The organism is Roseateles terrae (assembly GCF_014192155.1).
GTDB classification, from domain to species: Bacteria; Pseudomonadota; Gammaproteobacteria; order Burkholderiales; family Burkholderiaceae_C; genus Roseateles; species Roseateles terrae.
This window is the reverse complement of sequence record NZ_JACHXO010000004.1, coordinates 331,320-347,566: the sequence shown is the minus strand read 5'-3', so window position 1 is coordinate 347,566 and position 16,247 is coordinate 331,320. Positions and strand designations below refer to the sequence as shown.

Below are 16,247 nucleotides of genomic sequence, written 5' to 3'. Positions count from 1 at the left end.
TTGCTGGCCAAACGCATCATCCCCTGTCTGGACGTCACCGGCGGCCGGGTCGTCAAGGGCGTCAACTTCGTCGAACTGCGAGACGCCGGAGATCCGGTGGAAATCGCAGCCCGCTACAACGAGCAGGGCGCGGACGAACTGACCTTCCTCGACATCACCGCCACCAGCGACGGGCGCGACCTGATCCTGCCCATCATCGAAGCGGTGGCCTCCCAGGTCTTCATTCCGCTGACGGTGGGCGGCGGCGTGCGCTCGGTGGCGGATGTGCGTCGGCTGCTCAATGCGGGCGCGGACAAGGTCAGTTTCAATTCCGCCGCCGTGGCGGAGCCGGAGCTGATCCGCGCCGCGTCGGACAAATACGGCGCGCAGGCCATCGTGGTGGCCATCGATGCCAAGCGCCGGGCGGATGGCCAGGGCTGGGATGTCTACACCCATGGCGGGCGCAAGAACACCGGGCTGGATGCGGTGGCCTGGGCGGTGCGCATGGCCGAGCTGGGCGCGGGCGAGATCCTGCTGACGAGCATGGATCGTGATGGCACCCGCAGCGGTTTCGACCTGGACCTGACCCGCGCGGTGGCGGACGCCGTGCCCGTACCGGTGATCGCCTCGGGCGGCGTCGGTTCTCTGCAGGATCTGGCGGACGGCATTACCAAGGGCGGCGCGGATGCCGTTCTGGCGGCCAGCATCTTCCATTACGGCGAGCACACGGTGGGCGAGGCCAAGGCGCTGATGGCAGCGCAAGGCATCACGGTTCGACCATGAGCGGTCGAGACGGCAAAGCTCGGTCCTCACAGGTTCCGTCCGGGAGCGCATCCGTGGCGCGGAAGCGGGCAGGCGCGCCTCAGGCCAGTTCGGCCCATGGGGCGGGTCGTGCAGGCGTCGCCGCCGGTGCCGCGTCCGGCGCCCGCTCCGGCGCGGCCGCTTCTCGGGGACCTAGCGAGGTCCGTATCGTGGGTGGGGTGTGGAAGCGCTCCAAGCTGCCGGTGGCCGATCGGCCCGGGCTGCGGCCGACGCCGGATCGGGTCCGGGAGACCCTCTTCAACTGGCTGGGCCAGGACCTGAACGGCTGGCGGGTGCTGGACGCTTTTGCGGGCAGCGGCGCGCTGGGCTTTGAAGCCGCCTCGCGCGGAGCGAGCCATGTCACCCTGCTGGAGAAAGACGCCAGTCTGGCGACCCAGCTGCGGGCCAACCTCAAGCGTCTGGACAAGGACGGCACCGTGCCGATGCGGATTGAGGTGGCGGACGCCCTGGCCTGGATGGGCCGTGCGGCATCCGCGAGCTTTGACCTTGTCCTGCTGGACCCGCCCTTCGCTCAGGATCTCTTTCAACGCGCGCTGCGCGCCGCCGCCCCGCTGCTGGTGCCGCAGGGGCTGATCTATCTGGAAGCGCCGGAAGCGCTGGAGCCCCCGCCCGAATTGGGACTGTCCCTATGGCGGGAAGGGCGTGCGGGGGCGGTGCACTACCGTCTGTTCCAGCGCAACGGATAATCAGGGGCCGTTCACCCCAGTGCCCCTGGAGCGACCCCTTGACTTCCCAGACCCTCCTCACCGCCGTCTACCCCGGCACCTTCGACCCGCTGACCCTGGGTCATGAAGACCTGGTGCGCCGGGCCAGCCGCCTGTTTGAACGACTGGTGCTGGCCGTGGCCGCAGGTCATCACAAGCGCACGATGTTCAGCATCGAGGAACGCCTGGATATGGCCAGACAGGTGGTGGCGCCTTATCCGAATGTGGAAGTGGTGGCCTTTGAGGGCCTGCTGCGCAACTTCGTGCTGGAGAAGGGCGGCAAGGTGGTGGTGCGCGGGCTGCGCGCCGTCTCCGACTTCGAATACGAATTCCAGATGGCCGGCATGAACCGGCAGTTGATGCCGGATGTCGAGACCGTGTTCCTGACCCCGTCCGATCAGTACCAGTTCATCTCCAGCACTTTCGTGCGCGAGATTGCAACGCTGGGCGGGGATGTGAGCAAGTTCGTGTCGCCGCTGGTGCGTGCACGTCTGGATGAACGCCTGGCCCGCGGGTCAAGCAAGGATTGAGCTGCCATGGCTTTGATGATCACCGACGAATGCATCAATTGCGATGTGTGTGAGCCGGAGTGCCCGAACCACGCCATCTCCATGGGCGAGGAGTACTACCAGATCGATCCCGGCAAGTGCACCGAATGCGTCGGCCACTTCGAAGAGCCGCAATGCGTGATGCTCTGTCCGGTTGCCTGCATTCCGGTTAATCCGGCCCATGTGGAAACACGGGAGACGCTGATGCAGAAGTATGTGAGGCTGACGGCCACGCAGGCATGAGGACTGAGGGCTGAGGGCTGAGGCGTCGCCAGGATCAGGCTCGGGCTCCGGCCGGGAAGCTCCAGCGTTCTGCATAGGCGGGTGGCTGCGGCCACGCCTCGGGAGCAGGCGTGCGGTCCGGATGGTCCGCCACCCAGCGCCGCGCCAGCATCCAGCCGCCGTGGCTGACCACCAGTGCCCCGGGCCGTTCACCCGACCAGGTCATCACCCGGCGCAGCAAGGCTTCCAGACTTTCGCCGCCGCCCGGCTGGCCGCCTGCAAAGTCCGCCACCCACGCGTCGATCTCGTCCTTCGGGATCTCCGACCAGGGCCGTCCGTCCCAGGTGCCGAAATCCAGCTCGCTCAGCGCCGCATCGCGGTGATGGATCCAGCCCCAACGGCGCAGCCAACGCCCCACGTCCGCAGAGCGCCGCAGCGGAGAGGTCCAGATTTCGTGGAGCAGCCGGTGGCGCCGGGCATGGGCCTGGATCCGCCGGGCCAGCCGCTTGGCGCGGCGCGCCGGCACCGGCAGATCACACCGCGCGCCGACGCACAGTCCCTTGGCGCCGGTGGGACGCGGATGGCGCCAGACGCTGAAGCACGCCTCGCTCAAAAGTAGGCTCCCAGCCCGAGGCAGGCCAGCAGCGCCCCCACTTCGACCACCTGCTGGGTGGCGCCGAGGTTGTCCCCGGTGTAGCCGCCCAGCCGGCGCTCCAGCATCGATTGCATGTAGAAGGTCAGGCCGGCGCAGGTCACGATGGCGCCCAGCAGCAGCGGAATGTCGTCCGGCAGCAGCCAGGCCCACAGGCCGCTGGCCAGCACCACCGTGCCCAGCGCCATCGCCAGTTCCCGGCCGCTGATCTGGGTGGCCAGCGGCTTGGCCTTGGCATGGGCAGCATCGCCGCCATAAGGCAGCGCATGCATCAGCCAGACCGGCGCGGCGCGCGACGCCAGATGGGCCCAGAGCAGGGCAGTGACCGCGAGGGTCGGGTCCGCATCGGCCAGGCCGACCAGCGTGGCGGCCTTCAGGCCCAGCATCAGAAAGAGGCCCAGCGCGCCGTAGCTGCCCAGGCGCGAGTCCTTCATGATCTCCAGGGCGCGCTCGCGGCTGACCGCGCCGCCCAGGCCGTCGCAGGTATCGGCCAGACCGTCTTCATGGAAGCCGCCTGTCAGCCAGATGCTGGCCGCCATGGCGAGCACCACCGACACGCTGTTCGGAAACACCAGCATGGCCAGCCACAGCACCGCCGCCGACCACAGCCCCACAACCGCACCGACCAGCGGGAAGTAGCGGGCGGACTGATGCAGCCATTCCGGCTGAAACCCGGTCCACCGGGGAATGGGAATGCGGGTGAAGAACTGCAGGGCGATGAAGAACAGGCGGACTTGATGCATGGTGCCGGCCGCAGGCGCGGCCGAGGTCAGACGGGACGGCCGGGATGATACGGCGGGCGAGTCCGGCGTCAGGCTCCGGTCCCGGCCGAATCGGCGGAGGAACGCATCTGCCCCATCAGCAGTCGTTCATAGGCAATCGCCACATTGGCACAGAAGATCTGCAGCAGCTCCTGCCCGTCGGCATCCACCGGCTCCGAGAAGCGCATGTAGAGCAGGCTCTCATTGCCGGTGTGCGTCCGGTAGTAGCCGATGAAGCAGTCGCCGTCCGCATGGCTCTGCTGGGTCTGCAGTGCCTGTTCCAGCGCGCCCTTCACATCGGCGGGCAGGTCGCGCACGGCGGACTCATCCAGCAGGCCCTGGAACTCCGCCGTGGCCGCCAGCACGCGCAGTGCGCCTTCTCCCTGGGAGGCCGCATAGGCGGCCATGCGGCTGGCACACAGGCCCTGCACCTCGTGCCCCAGCAGATGCGCCAACTGGTCCAGCAGCGCCGAGGCCAGATGCCGCAGGCTGCCCGCATCGTGGATCTGGGTGATGGCTTCGATGGACCGGCGCAGCGCTTGGCGCGCATGGTCCAGGGTGACGATGTCCCGGTAGGAGCGCAGCGACGAATAAAAGACGGTGATCAGCTTGCGCTTGGTCAGCTCGGTCTTTTCCTTGTAGTCGTTGATGTCATAGGCCTTGATCACCTCTTCTTCCGGCGCCTGACCGGGCTGGCCGGTCCGCAGGACGATGCGCACATGACGGTTGCCAAGCTCCTCGCGGATGTAGCGCGCCACGTCGAGGCCGGCATGGTCCGATTCCATCACCACGTCCAGCAGCACCAGCGCCACATCCTGCCGGCTCTGCAGCAGATCGCGAGCTTCGCTGCCGGTGTAGGCATTGAGAAACTGCAGCTTGCGACCGGCGAATTCGAAGTCGTCCATGACCAGCTGCGTCACCTGATGCACCGCCGGATCGTCGTCCACGATCATCACCACCCAGGGCGGCAGCAGGCGTGTGCGGTGACCGTCGCTCACCTCTTCAGGCAGTTCGTCTGCAAAGACGAAATCGCTGTTCATGGGGCCTCCCTGCGGACGTCTTTCGGGGGTGTGGTCGCTTGTGTGTGTCCGCCTTGTCGCGACTTTGATTATGCGGAGGGAGGCGTCGTTTCAAAAGCGAACTTCCTCAAATTTGCGCGACTCATGGTTTACCCGTGAGCGCGTTGACGCACGAGTTGGTACCGGTATCATCAATTCATGGTAACGGTACCAACCGACAACAGATCGGACGACCGGACCCCAGGAGACAACATGCAGATTTCACTTTCGGCGGCCTCGGGCGCCACCAGCAGCCGCGCGCGGTTCGGCATCCTTGCGATGCTGTTCGTGGTGACCGTGCTCAACTATGCGGACCGTGCCACCGTCGGCGTGGCCGGGCCGGTGCTGTCCAAGGAACTGGGCATCAGCTCGGTCCAGATGGGCTACATCTTCTCGGCGTTCAGCTGGGCCTATGTGGCGGGGCAGTTGCCCGGCGGCTGGCTGCTGGACCGGTTCGGTGCCAAGAAGGTCTATGCCTGGAGCATCCTGCTCTGGTCGGTCTTCACGATGCTGCAGGGCGCCGTTCACTTCTTCGACGCGGCCACCGCCATCGTGGTGCTGTTTGCGCTGCGCTTCATGGTGGGCCTGGCGGAGTCACCGTCCTTCCCGGCTAACGGACGCATGGTGGCCGCGTGGTTCCCGGTCGCGGAGCGCGGCACGGCCTCCGCCATCTTCAATTCAGCGCAGTACTTCGCCACCGTGCTGTTCGCGCCGATCATGGCGTGGATCGTGTCCTCGCTGGGCTGGCAGGACGTTTTCTATTTCATGGGCGCGCTGGGTGTGGTGCTGTCGCTGGTCTGGCTCAAGACAATGCACAACAGCCCGCTGGAGCATCCCGGCGTGAGTGCGGCGGAACGGCAGCACATCGAGGCGGGCGGCGCGCTGCTGTCGGCCCAGGAGGCGAAGGCAGGCGGTGCCCGCGCACCGGCCGGCCCGAAGCTTGCCTACCTCAAGCAGTTGCTGGGCAACCGGATGCTGCTGGGCGTCTACATCGCGCAGTACTGCGTGAACACGCTGACCTACTTCTTCCTCACCTGGTTCCCGGTCTATCTGGTGAAGGAGCGCGGCATGACGGTGCTGAATGCCGGCATCGTCGCCGCGGTGCCGGCCATCTGCGGTTTCGCGGGTGGAGTGCTGGGCGGGGTGGTGTCGGACTGGCTGCTGCGTCGCGGCCATTCGCTGACCGTCGCCCGCAAGGTACCGATCGTGATCGGCATGTTGCTGTCCACCTCGATGATTGCCTGCAACTATGTGGAGCTGCATTGGCTGGTGGTCGCCATCATGGCGCTGGCGTTCTTCGGCAAGGGCCTGGGTGCGCTGGGCTGGGCGGTGGTGTCAGATACGTCGCCGAAGGAAATCGCCGGCCTGAGCGGCGCGATGTTCAACACCTTCGGCAACATTGCCGGCATCACGACGCCCATCGTCATCGGCTACATCGTGCAGGAGACCCACTCGTTCAATGGCGCGCTGGTCTTTGTCGGTGCGCATGCGGTGATTGCGGTGGTCAGCTATCTGCTGGTCGTGGGCGAGATCAAGCGGGTGCAGCTCAAGGCCTGAGGCTCTGAGGTCACTGCTGAGAGGAACGAGATCATGAATACTGTCGTTGCCAACGCGCCGCTCATCATCCAGATTCACGAAGCCGACAACGTGGCCATCGTGGCCAATGACGGCGGTCTGCCCGCCGGCACGGTGCTACCCAATGGGCTGACGCTCAAGGACAAGGTGCCGCAGGGCCACAAGGTGGCGCTGGTGGACTTGCCGGCCGGCGCGCCGGTGCTGCGCTACAACGTGCCCATCGGCTATGCGGTCGAGACCATCGAGGCGGGTCGCTGGGTGCATGAGCGCCTGCTGCAGATGCCCGAGGCGCGGGAGCTGGAGGGACTGCCCAAGGCGACCGTCGCCGCGCCGGCACTGCCGCCGCTGGAGGGCTACACCTTCGAGGGCTACCGGAATGCGGACGGCACGGTCGGCACTCGCAACATTCTGGCCATCACCACCACCGTGCAGTGTGTGGCCGGGGTGGTGGACTTCGCAGTTCAGCGCATCAAGTCGGAACTGCTGCCGCTGTATCCGCATGTGGATGATGTCGTGGGGCTGGAGCACACCTATGGCTGCGGCGTGGCGATTGACGCGCCGGACGCGATCATTCCCATCCGCACGCTGCGTCACATCAGCATGAATCCGAACTTCGGCGGTGAGGTGATGGTGGTGAGCCTGGGCTGCGAAAAGCTGCAGCCGGAGCGCCTGCTGCCGCCGGGCGTCATCCCGATCAGCGATGAGCGAGACCCCAACGCGGGCCTGGACGTGGTGTGCCTCCAGGACAACGAGCATGTGGGTTTCATGTCCATGGTCGATTCGATCATGAAGACGGCTCGCAAGCATCTGGAGCGTTTGAATGCGCGGCGGCGCGAGACCGTGCCGGCATCCGAGCTGGTGGTGGGGGTGCAGTGCGGCGGCAGCGATGCGTTTTCCGGCGTGACGGCCAATCCGGCAGTGGGCTTCTGCGCCGACCTGCTGGTGCGGGCAGGCGCCACGGTGATGTTCAGCGAGAACACCGAAGTGCGTGACGGCATTGCGCAGCTCACGGCCCGCGCTTCAACGCCCGAAGTGGCCGACGCGATGATCCGTGAAATGGCCTGGTACGACGCGTATCTGAAGCGGGGCAGTGTGGACCGCAGTGCCAATACGACGCCGGGCAACAAAAAGGGCGGGCTGTCCAACATCGTTGAGAAGGCGATGGGATCGATTGTCAAAAGCGGTAGCGCACCCATCAGTGGGGTGCTGTCACCGGGGGAACGACTCAATGGGCAGCGCGGGCTGATCTATGCCGCGACCCCCGCCAGTGATTTCATCTGCGGCACGCTGCAATTGGCGGCGGGTATGAACGTGCATGTGTTCACCACCGGCCGCGGCACGCCGTATGGATTGGCGGAATGTCCCGTCATCAAGGTCGCGACGCGCAGTGATCTGGCGCGGCGCTGGCATGACCTGATGGATGTGAATGCCGGCCTGATTGCCGATGGCGAAAAGACAATTGCAGAGATGGGCTGGGAGATGTTCCAGCTGATGCTCGATGTGGCCAGCGGACGCCGGACCTGGGCGGAGCGGCATCAATTGCACAACGCGCTGGTGCTGTTCAATCCGGCGCCGATCACCTGAGCGTTGCTGGCAGTTGCCTCCCGTACGCCCGTATCGGCGTCATCGGGAACGACGACGCCCCCGGGACGCCGGTGGGGATGCAGGAACGGCCGACACTGCGTGGACTGGCGGGAAAGGCCGGCTGACGAAGCGTGAACCCGTCAGGCCGAACCGCCAAGGTACCTCGACCGCTTTCGAAATGCCGATGCGAACGCCGGCGACGACGTCGTGCTCCGCATCCGGCGGTTGAAGCTCAAAGGGCGGTTGATCGATGCGCAGGCCGTCGTGCTCGCGCGTGATGCCGAGCGCCTGAGCCACGCGCCCTGGGCCTGAACACAGCAGGCGCTCGTCCTGCAGGCCGCGGCGGGCCCGCATCACGTCGAGACCCTGTGTCGGCTCAATGGCGCGGATCAGCACGCCGGCGCCATGACCTTCCTCCCGGCAGACGAGATTCAGACACCAGTGGATGCCGTAAGAGCGGTAGACGTAAGCATGCGCGGGCGGGCCGAACATGGAGCGATTGCGCGGGCGCGGTCCGCCGTGACTGTGAGAGGCCGGGTCGTCCATGTCGTAGGCCTCCGTCTCGACGATGCGTCCGCCCACGCCGTCCACGAGCAGCAACGCCCCGATCAGCTCACGGGCGAGTTGGGGGGCGTCGGCGTTGAAGTGGAGGGTGGGGCGGCGGGGCATGGTGGCGGTGGTGAAGCGGCAAATGGGGCGCCTGCCTCCATGAAGGCGCAGATCACCGCAGCCGCTTCTTCGGGCACTGTTTGCAGCAGCAGATGGGGGGCGTCGAATTCAGCGAGCTGAAGGTCGGGCTGAATCGATTGCAGATGGTCGAAGGCCGCGGCCGGGACCAGCCGGTCGTGACGGGCCCGTAGATACATCATGGGGCTATGCACCGCCATCAGTGGCGCCGAGACGTCTACGGCGGCGACTTCCCTCAGACGTTGCAGCAGAACCTTTGGGGAAATGCTGGCGACAGCGGAGGCCAGCAGTGCCAGGGTGTGCGCATCCGCACGTGCTCCGTGACAGAGCAGGCGGCGCAAGAGGGCGAGCGGCGGTGGCATGGGAGGGATCAGGTGAACAGCTGGCGCGAGCCGGCTGAGCCATCGGCTGGGGGACCTGGCAAACGTGGCGCACAGGATGACGCCCCGCAGGCCTGGAGGATGCATCGAGGCTAGTCGGATCGCAACAGGCCCGGAGACGGATTCGCCGAGCAGGACGTAAGGCGCATCCTTCGGCAATGCCTGGACGGCGTAGGCCGTGAGGGCGTCGTAACTGGCCGCTTCCCCGGGATATCTCACCACGGTCGTGGGCATGGAAGGCGGGAGAGCGGCCAGCAATGGATTGAACAGACGGCCGGTTCCATCCATTCCAGGCAACAGCACGAGACGCAACATGGTGGGCAGTATCTGCGCTTCTGCCACCGATCTTCGCGCCGCACACCGGCTTTGATGCGCTTGATGGATCGTCTTACTCCCGAACGGTGAGCACCAGCTTGCCGGCGATGTGCCCCTTCGCGGCGCGCTCATGGGCAGCCCGTGCGTCCGACAGCGGATATCGGCTGTCGATCGCGATTCGGACGGTCCCGTCATTGAGCAGGCCGCTGAGCGTGGCCAGCTGCTGACCGTTCGAACGGACCTGGGTGGCCGAAACCGTTACCCCGCGCCTGGCCGCCTCCTCAGCGCCGTCGAAGCCCAGTGGAAAGATCGGGAACAGAGCGCCGCCGCGCTTGAGCGTCTGCAGGAAGCGTCCGGAAGTGGGCCCGCCGACGCAGTCGACCACTAGATCAACGCCGGTCACTACTGCTTCCGGGGCCACCCGTGTGTAGTCGATGAAATCATCCGCGCCCAGGCCTCGAACGAACGCCTCTTGGCGACCGGAAGCCACGGCAATCACCTGAGCCCCCTTCCACTTGGCAAGTTGCACGACCAGGTGCCCCACCCCTCCCGCAGCCCCATTCACCAGCACCGTACGTCCCTCCAGCGGAACGGGCTGGTGAGGATGCGGCTGAAGGGGATTCGGCAGGTCATGGCCCTGGTCGATCAAAAACTGCCACGCCGTCAGCAAGGACATGGGCGCCGCTGCAGCATGGGCGTGATCGACGCGGGCCGGCTTCAGCGCGATTTCACTGGCGGGCGCTGTCACGTATTCGGCATACGCGCGACTCTGACCTGCGAGACCGGTGGGAAAGCGAACCATCGCATAGACCGCATCCCCGGGTTTGAATCCGGTGACGTCCTCGGCGACGTCCTCGATCACGCCCGAGACATCCGTACCCAGGATGACAGGGAATTCCACCCGGGGTTGCCATTCTGGCGGCAGCATCCGATAGCCATCGCGCAGGTACCAGTCCGGCGGATTCACCCCGACCGCATGCACCCGGATGAGCACCTCCCCAGGACCCGCCTGGGGCTTGGGGGCGTCTTCGTATCGCAGTACGTCGGGTCCGCCAAATTCATGTTGCCGGATTGCCTTCATTGTTCTGACGTCCATCTCTATGCCTTTGGGTGTGATGCGGCCGGAGCCGCGATAAAGGCAGTGTGATGGTGTTCCTTTCGTTTGATAATCCTTCTGTGAATTGATTGAAAAGTGCCAGGATGGAACAAATCAACTTTGAACGCCTCACCGGCATCATTGCGTTCTCGCGGGCCGCCTCTCTCGGCAGTTTCACGGCCGCCGCGCGGTCGCTCTCGGTATCGCCTTCGGCGATCAGCAAATCGATTCAGCGTCTGGAGGCGCTTCTGGGCGTCAAGCTTTTCACCCGGTCCACGCGGGCGCTTTCTCTGACGCCAGAGGGGCACGAGCTCCAGGAAAAAGCGCTGGCGCTGCTGCAGGCCGCTGAAAATGTGGTTCAGTCCGCCACCGCCGCGCAGGCCGAGCCCAGTGGGACACTGAAAATCGCGGCGCCATTGCCCATCGGAACACGCATCCTCGCGCCGGCATTGCCTGAGTTCCGAAGGCGCTTTCCGAAGGTCAAGCTGGACATCCGTCTCAGCGACCATTACGTCAATCTCGTCCAGGAGCGGGTGGATGTCGCAGTGCGCATCGGGCATCTGCCGGATTCAGGATTGCTCTCCCGAACCCTGGCACCGGTCCAGCTCGGTGCGTATGCATCGCCCGGCTATCTGGCGGCCAGAGGAACGCCCCAGCGGCCGGACGACCTGGCGGGACATGACTGCGTGAACTTCAGATTCCAGAATTCAGGGCAGTTGCTGAGCTGGCCGTTCAGCGTCGGGGATCGTAAGGTGGAGCTCCGTCCGCCGGCTGCCATCGTGGTTGATGTGAGTGACGCCGTGGTTGAGTTGCTCGCCGCCGGCGCGGGCATCGGCATGGCGGCGTCATGGATTGCCGCTCCCTACGTGGAGCGCGGGCTGCTCATGCCGATTCTGAAACCGCACTGGGTGAACAGTTCCAACATCCATGCGGTGTGGCCGGAGAGCAGGAGAAACAATCCTGCGGTGAGGGCGCTCGTGGCGTACCTGGCAGAGATCATTCAGGCGCCCAGCCTGGAATGACGCCATAGCGTCGGCCTCGGGCATGGTTGCCGCCACAGCCAGGGCCAGGGACTCAGCCGGCGCGCCGGTCGATCCCTCGAAAACATCGAGGCGAATCCTGGCTACGGCAAGGTGAAGTCGGTGAGCGACCTGGTCATGCTGTTCAATGCTCAGCCGAAGGCAGGTGCTTGGGTTTCACACTGTGAGCCATCAACTGATTGATGGACCCAGGACGCGATGGATTTGCCGAGGATTGAATATGCGAGAGCGCTGCGGGATGGCGGCATCGATGTCATGGCGGCGCTAGATGATCCACTCGCCAATGCCAATGCCAATGCCTGCCTGTGACGGCGCACCGCGACTTGAAGCAGGCGGTGGGGCGGGCCGTGTCCACCGTCATGGCCGAAGTGATCCGGCCGTGAGCGCATTTCCGGAACTCGAGCCCAGCGAAGAGGCTTGGCGTACGGCGGTCAGGGAGCGGGCGAGAAGGTCTTGCCAAACGCCTAGGAGCTCGGGAGATTGCGCTCCAAAGCAAAAACCCGCAGAAGCGATGCTTCTGCGGGTTTGCTGTATTTGGTGGCGCTTCAGGGATTCGAACCCCGGACCTGCGGATTATGATTCCGTCGCTCTAACCGGCTGAGCTAAAGCGCCTTGCGAAGAACGCGACTATAGCAAGCTTTTCTACGACAATGCAAGCCCCGCCGAAAAAAGGCGAAAGAAACGGCGAGCAGTCCCCTTCATGTTCAGCTTCATCAAGAAAAAACTCGGCTTCGGTTCCGACCCCACCCCGGCGGCGGAACCGGCGCCCGCGCCTGTACCCAGCCCCGTTGCAGCGCCCCAGCCGGCGCCTGTCGCGACCCCAGCGCCGGCCCCTGCGCCCGCGCCTACGGTGGTACCGACGCCCGCTACCCCGGCGCCTGCCGTCAGTCCGTCTGCGGCGCCTGCGCCTCCGGCGGCTGGTCCTGTCGCAGATGCCCAACAGCCGCCTGCTGTGCCGTCGGCCGCACCGGCAACGCCTGCCCCTGCCGCTACCCCCGCTCCCGCTCCTGCTCCTGCTCCTGCTCCTGTGCCGGCGCAGGCACCCACTTCGGCGCCGGCCTCGCCATCGGTGGCTTCAGTGGCCGCGCAGCGCACGATGCCCGCGTCTGGGCAAGGGCCCTCTGCCGCGCCGACCGTGCCTCCCGTCGCGTCCCCTGCGTCCCAGCGCTTCGCTCCGGCCCCGGTCGCTCCACCCGCGCCGGTACAGGCAGCCCCGGCCCCTGTCGCCCCCGCGCGCGTACCGGTCCCGACTCCCGCCCCAGCCGCAGCCGCAGCCGCAGCCGCAGCCGCAGCACCGGCCCTCGCGCCCACCCCAGAGCCCACCCCCGCCGTCGAACCCGCCCCTCGCAAAAGCTGGATGGACAAGCTCCGCCAGGGCCTGCGAAAGACTGGTTCCAGCATCGCGCAGGTCTTCACCGGCACCCAGATCAGCGACGAGCTCTACGAAGAGCTGGAAGCCGCCCTGCTGATGGCTGACGCGGGCGTCAAGGCCACCGAGTTCCTGCTGCAGGACCTCAAGCGCCGGGTCAAGGAATCCAAAGCCACCGACCCCGCCGCCGTGCGCCTGCTGCTGGTGGAAGCCCTCACCGAGCTGCTCAAGCCGCTGGAGCGCCAACTCGTCATTGGTGAGCACTCGCCCACCGTGATGATGGTCGTTGGCGTCAACGGCGCCGGCAAGACCACCAGCATCGGCAAGCTCACCCGCCATCTGGCGGATGCCGAAGCCAACGTGCTGCTGGCCGCTGCGGACACCTTCCGGGCCGCTGCTCGCGAGCAGCTGTCGGTGTGGGCAGACCGCAACCGCGTGCAGATCGTCAGCCAGGAGGGCGGGGACCCCTCCGCCGTCACCTTTGACGCCGTTGTGGCCGGTCGTTCACGCGGTGCGGATGTGGTCATCGCCGACACCGCCGGCCGTCTGCCCACTCAGCTTCACCTGATGGAAGAGCTGAAGAAGATCCGTCGCGTGATCGGCAAGGCGCAGGAAGGCGCACCGCATGAAGTGCTGCTGGTGGTGGACGGCAACACCGGCCAGAACGCGCTGACCCAGGTCAAAGCCTTCGACGAGGCGCTCGGTCTGACCGCCCTGATCGTCACCAAGCTGGACGGCACCGCCAAGGGCGGCGTGCTGGCGGCCATCGCCCGCGAGCGGCCGGTGCCGGTGTACTTCATCGGCGTCGGTGAGAAGCTCGAAGACCTCCAGACCTTCAATGCGCGGGAGTTTGCGCAGGCCTTGCTGGAGTGACGCGTCTCGGATGATCCGTCTCGGGTAAGCCGCTCAGCACCTACCGTTACTGCGGCAGGCGGCGGCAGGCGGTGGCCGAAGCCGGAGTCACCCGACCTCACCGGTGGCTGCGCCGGTCGCAGCGACCCGCAACAAAAAAGGGCTCCTTGATGGAGCCCTTTCTTCTGAAGAAAAGCGTACGCGCGGTTAGCGAGGGGGCAGTGAGGGGTCAGCGAGGAGTGAGCGAGAAGCGGACGAGCTCGCAACCCCTCCGCCCAGCCGCTCCGCCCCTGCGCGACCGACTCAGAACGGCATCCCGCCGCCGCCGCCCATCATGCCTTTCAGGCCCTTGGCGCCGCCGAGCTTCTTCATCATCTTCATCAGCCCGCCGCCCTTCATCTTCTTCATCATCCCCTGCATCTGGTCAAACTGATTGAGCAGGCGGTTGACTTCCTGGATCTGCACGCCGGCGCCCGCAGCAATGCGGCGCTTGCGGCTGGCCTTGGACTTGCCGTCCATCAGCAGCGACGGCTGACGGCGCTCCTTGGCGGTCATCGCATTCAGGATGCCTTCCATGCGTTTCATGTCGCGCTCGGCTTTGTCCATGTCGGCGGCACCGGCCTTGGCGGTCATCTGCGTCGGCAGCTTGTCCATCAGTCCGGACAGCCCGCCCATCTTCTTCATCTGCGAGATCTGCGCCAGGAAGTCGTTCAGATCGAAGCCGTCCCCGGACTTGAGCTTCTCGGCCAGCTTCTGCGCCGCCTCGACGTCCACACCCTTCTGGACTTCTTCCACCAGCGCCACGATGTCGCCCATGCCCAACACGCGGCCGGCATGGCGGTCGGCATCAAACACCTCCAGGCCGTCGATCTTCTCGGACACGCCCGCGAACTTGATCGGCGCGCCGGTGATCTGACGCACCGACAGCGCCGCACCGCCGCGCGAATCGCCGTCCAGCTTGGTCAGTACGATGCCGGTCAGCGGCAGCGCCTCGCGGAAGGCCTTGGCGGTGTTCACCGCATCCTGACCCTGCATCGCGTCCACCACAAACAGCGTTTCCACCGGCTTGAGCGTGGCGTGCAGGTCCTTGATTTCCGCCATCAGGGCTTCATCAATCGCCAGACGACCGGCCGTGTCCACCAGCAGCACATCAAAGAAGTGTCGGCGGGCGTGGTCCAGCGCGGCCAGCGCGATGTCGTGCGGCTTCTGGTCCGGCGCGGACGGGAACCATTCGGCCCCAGCCTGACCAGTCACCGTCTTGAGCTGCTCGATGGCGGCCGGGCGGTACACGTCCGCCGACACCGTCAGCACCTTCTTCTTGCGCTTGTCGATCAGGTGCTTGGCCAGCTTGGCGGTCGTGGTCGTCTTGCCGGCGCCCTGCAGACCGGCCATCAGGATGATGGCTGGCGGCTGGGCGGCCAGGTTGATGTCCGCAATGCCTTCGCCCATCGTGGCGGCGAGTTCCTTGTGGACGATGCCCACCAGCGCCTGACCGGGGGAGAGCGAACCCACCACCTCCGCGCCGAGCGCTTTTTCCTTGACGCGGGCGATGAAGTCGCGAACGACAGGCAGGGCCACGTCCGCCTCCAGGAGGGCCATCCGCACCTCCCGCAACATGTCCTGCACGTTGTCTTCGGTGATGCGGGCCTGTCCGCGCATCGTCTTGACGAGGCGACTCAGGCGGTCGGTGAGAGTGGATGCCATTGTTTAAACGCCGGTTGAACTGCGGCGGGTCTCATTACACTTTGCGGATGATTTTATCGTTCGGATCAGAACAGCCCGCCGGCCTCCTGCTGACAGTGCTCAGCATCACCGGTGTTTTGGCTTATGCGCTGGCCGCCGTCTGGGCCACCCGTCGCCCCAAGATCTGGCGCGCCGTGCTCGCGCTGGCCTGGTGCCTGCACCTGGCCGCGCTGGTGGCCGACATCGCCGGCATCGGCGCGCCGACGCCCGACGGGGCCCTGGTGTATGCCGCGCGTTTCGGCTTCGCGCCGTCGCTGTCCATGACGCTGTGGCTGGTGCTGGGGGTGTATCTGGTGGAAAGCCGCTTCCTGCCGCTGCCCTCCGCCCAACGCTGGCTGAGTGTGCTGGGGTTGGCGGTGATGCTGCTGGCCTGGCTCTTTCCCGGCGAATATCGCCCACAGGCGGGCTCCGCGCTGGCGCCGCTGCACTGGGCGATGGGGCTGGCGTCCTACGGCCTGTGCGGCGTGGCGGTGATGCACGCGGTGATGCTGAACCGTGCCGAGCGGCAGATGCGCGCCCAGAAAGGGCAGGGCGGTCCGATGCTCGCCACGCCGCTCTTGCGACTGGAACGGCTGACCTTCCAGTTCGTGGCTGCCGGTGTGGTGGTGCTGTCCCTGGCGCTGCTGCTGGGCTGGGCCTTCAGCCCGACCTGGCGCTGGGACCACAAAACCTTGTTCGCCGTGATGGGCTGGGTGGTGCTGACCGGCCTGCTGACCGGCCGCCAGGTGTTTGGATGGCGGGGGCGCCGGGCCACGCGATGGTTGTACTTTGGCGCGGGACTGCTGCTGCTGTCGTACGCCGGTTCCCGCTTCGTGCTGGAAGTGGTGCTGCAGCGCGGCTGGTGAGGCGGCTGGTTGTGC

Annotated in this window: 16 protein-coding genes and 1 tRNA gene; 9 read left to right on the top strand and 8 right to left on the bottom strand. The window is 66.1% G+C overall.

The annotated features are described in order from the left end of the window. The 4 genes from hisF to FHS28_RS13435 are packed head-to-tail and all read left to right on the top strand — an operon-like array spanning position 1 to position 2,296. Positions 1–762 (top strand): imidazole glycerol phosphate synthase subunit HisF, encoded by a 762-nt coding sequence (gene hisF / locus FHS28_RS13450; protein ID WP_088451229.1) that lies wholly within the window; start codon positions 1–3, stop codon positions 760–762. A 53-nt stretch (positions 763–815) separates the two neighbouring features. Next, positions 816–1,487 carry a 16S rRNA (guanine(966)-N(2))-methyltransferase RsmD gene (gene rsmD, locus FHS28_RS13445; RefSeq protein ID WP_375140747.1) on the top strand — a complete coding sequence of 224 codons (672 nt, stop codon included), beginning with the start codon at positions 816–818 and terminating at the stop codon, positions 1,485–1,487. Positions 1,488–1,525: 38 nt separating this feature from the next. Continuing rightward, positions 1,526–2,035 carry a pantetheine-phosphate adenylyltransferase gene (coaD, locus tag FHS28_RS13440; protein WP_246410042.1) on the top strand — a complete coding sequence of 170 codons (510 nt, stop codon included), beginning with the start codon at positions 1,526–1,528 and terminating at the stop codon, positions 2,033–2,035. A gap of 6 nt (positions 2,036–2,041) precedes the next feature. Then, positions 2,042–2,296 (top strand): YfhL family 4Fe-4S dicluster ferredoxin, encoded by a 255-nt coding sequence (locus tag FHS28_RS13435; protein ID WP_088451223.1) that lies wholly within the window; start codon positions 2,042–2,044, stop codon positions 2,294–2,296. A gap of 34 nt (positions 2,297–2,330) precedes the next feature. On the opposite strand, the gene FHS28_RS13430 is transcribed toward FHS28_RS13435, so the two are convergent. The 3 genes from FHS28_RS13430 to FHS28_RS13420 all read right to left on the bottom strand — a co-directional run bounded on the left by FHS28_RS13430 (position 2,331) and on the right by FHS28_RS13420 (position 4,728). Beyond that, on the bottom strand, positions 2,331–2,888 hold the full coding sequence (locus FHS28_RS13430) for a histidine phosphatase family protein (RefSeq protein WP_184294763.1): 558 nt from the start codon (positions 2,886–2,888) through the stop codon (positions 2,331–2,333). After that, complete coding sequence (locus tag FHS28_RS13425) at positions 2,885–3,670, bottom strand: adenosylcobinamide-GDP ribazoletransferase (protein WP_088451221.1); 786 nt, start codon at positions 3,668–3,670, stop codon at positions 2,885–2,887. The genes FHS28_RS13430 and FHS28_RS13425 overlap by 4 nt, the downstream gene beginning before the upstream one ends. A 68-nt stretch (positions 3,671–3,738) precedes the next feature. Beyond that, positions 3,739–4,728: a DUF3369 domain-containing protein gene (locus FHS28_RS13420; protein ID WP_088451219.1), complete on the bottom strand. Its 990-nt coding sequence runs from the start codon at positions 4,726–4,728 to the stop codon at positions 3,739–3,741. A gap of 231 nt (positions 4,729–4,959) precedes the next feature. Here FHS28_RS13420 and FHS28_RS13415 point away from each other — a divergent pair, with 231 nt between their 5' ends. Together FHS28_RS13415 and garD are read left to right on the top strand one after the other, a co-directional pair. Beyond that, a complete protein-coding gene (locus tag FHS28_RS13415; protein ID WP_088451217.1) occupies positions 4,960–6,303 on the top strand; it encodes an MFS transporter in 1,344 nt (447 codons plus the stop codon). Positions 6,304–6,336: 33 nt separating this feature from the next. Beyond that, entirely contained in the window at positions 6,337–7,905 is a 1,569-nt protein-coding gene (gene garD / locus FHS28_RS13410) for a galactarate dehydratase (RefSeq protein ID WP_088451215.1), read from the top strand. A gap of 39 nt (positions 7,906–7,944) precedes the next feature. Here the strand turns inward: garD and FHS28_RS13405 are convergent, their stop codons facing one another. From FHS28_RS13405 to FHS28_RS13395, 3 genes are all read right to left on the bottom strand, one after another. Next, a complete protein-coding gene (locus FHS28_RS13405; RefSeq protein WP_088451213.1) occupies positions 7,945–8,574 on the bottom strand; it encodes a DNA-3-methyladenine glycosylase in 630 nt (209 codons plus the stop codon). Further along, entirely contained in the window at positions 8,514–9,287 is a 774-nt protein-coding gene (locus FHS28_RS13400) for an alpha/beta fold hydrolase (RefSeq protein WP_184294760.1), read from the bottom strand. The genes FHS28_RS13405 and FHS28_RS13400 overlap by 61 nt, the downstream gene beginning before the upstream one ends. Positions 9,288–9,360: 73 nt before the next feature. After that, complete coding sequence (locus FHS28_RS13395; RefSeq protein WP_246410039.1) at positions 9,361–10,368, bottom strand: NADP-dependent oxidoreductase; 1,008 nt, start codon at positions 10,366–10,368, stop codon at positions 9,361–9,363. A gap of 119 nt (positions 10,369–10,487) precedes the next feature. Between FHS28_RS13395 and FHS28_RS13390 the strand changes: the two genes are divergently transcribed. Next, a complete protein-coding gene (locus tag FHS28_RS13390; RefSeq protein WP_184294757.1) occupies positions 10,488–11,405 on the top strand; it encodes a LysR family transcriptional regulator in 918 nt (305 codons plus the stop codon). Positions 11,406–11,958: 553 nt separating this feature from the next. Here FHS28_RS13390 and FHS28_RS13385 read toward each other — a convergent pair. Then, positions 11,959–12,035: transfer RNA gene (locus FHS28_RS13385), tRNA-Met, on the bottom strand. A 484-nt stretch (positions 12,036–12,519) separates the two neighbouring features. Here FHS28_RS13385 and ftsY point away from each other — a divergent pair. Next, entirely contained in the window at positions 12,520–13,665 is a 1,146-nt protein-coding gene (gene ftsY / locus FHS28_RS13380) for a signal recognition particle-docking protein FtsY (protein ID WP_246410037.1), read from the top strand. Between the two features lie 282 nt (positions 13,666–13,947). Here the strand turns inward: ftsY and ffh are convergent, their stop codons facing one another. Continuing rightward, a complete protein-coding gene (gene ffh, locus FHS28_RS13375; RefSeq protein ID WP_088451205.1) occupies positions 13,948–15,348 on the bottom strand; it encodes a signal recognition particle protein in 1,401 nt (466 codons plus the stop codon). Between the two features lie 95 nt (positions 15,349–15,443). Between ffh and FHS28_RS13370 the strand changes: the two genes are divergently transcribed. Continuing rightward, positions 15,444–16,232: a cytochrome C assembly family protein gene (locus tag FHS28_RS13370; protein ID WP_310736782.1), complete on the top strand. Its 789-nt coding sequence runs from the start codon at positions 15,444–15,446 to the stop codon at positions 16,230–16,232. Positions 16,233–16,247: the final 15 nt, after the last annotated feature.

What these genes read in the sequence shown, in the direction of transcription:
- FHS28_RS13435 (WP_088451223.1), top strand. Translation starts at nt 2,042, where the DNA reads ATGGCTTTGATGATCACCGACGAATGCATCAATTGCGATGTGTGTGAG.
- FHS28_RS13425 (WP_088451221.1), bottom strand. Translation starts at nt 3,670, where the DNA reads ATGCATCAAGTCCGCCTGTTCTTCATCGCCCTGCAGTTCTTCACCCGC.
- FHS28_RS13420 (WP_088451219.1), bottom strand. Translation starts at nt 4,728, where the DNA reads ATGAACAGCGATTTCGTCTTTGCAGACGAACTGCCTGAAGAGGTGAGC.
- FHS28_RS13415 (WP_088451217.1), top strand. Translation starts at nt 4,960, where the DNA reads ATGCAGATTTCACTTTCGGCGGCCTCGGGCGCCACCAGCAGCCGCGCG.
- garD (WP_088451215.1), top strand. Translation starts at nt 6,337, where the DNA reads ATGAATACTGTCGTTGCCAACGCGCCGCTCATCATCCAGATTCACGAA.
- FHS28_RS13405 (WP_088451213.1), bottom strand. Translation starts at nt 8,574, where the DNA reads ATGCCCCGCCGCCCCACCCTCCACTTCAACGCCGACGCCCCCCAACTC.
- FHS28_RS13400 (WP_184294760.1), bottom strand. Translation starts at nt 9,287, where the DNA reads ATGTTGCGTCTCGTGCTGTTGCCTGGAATGGATGGAACCGGCCGTCTG.
- FHS28_RS13395 (WP_246410039.1), bottom strand. Translation starts at nt 10,368, where the DNA reads ATGAAGGCAATCCGGCAACATGAATTTGGCGGACCCGACGTACTGCGA.
- FHS28_RS13390 (WP_184294757.1), top strand. Translation starts at nt 10,488, where the DNA reads ATGGAACAAATCAACTTTGAACGCCTCACCGGCATCATTGCGTTCTCG.
- ftsY (WP_246410037.1), top strand. Translation starts at nt 12,520, where the DNA reads ATGCCCGCGTCTGGGCAAGGGCCCTCTGCCGCGCCGACCGTGCCTCCC.
- ffh (WP_088451205.1), bottom strand. Translation starts at nt 15,348, where the DNA reads ATGGCATCCACTCTCACCGACCGCCTGAGTCGCCTCGTCAAGACGATG.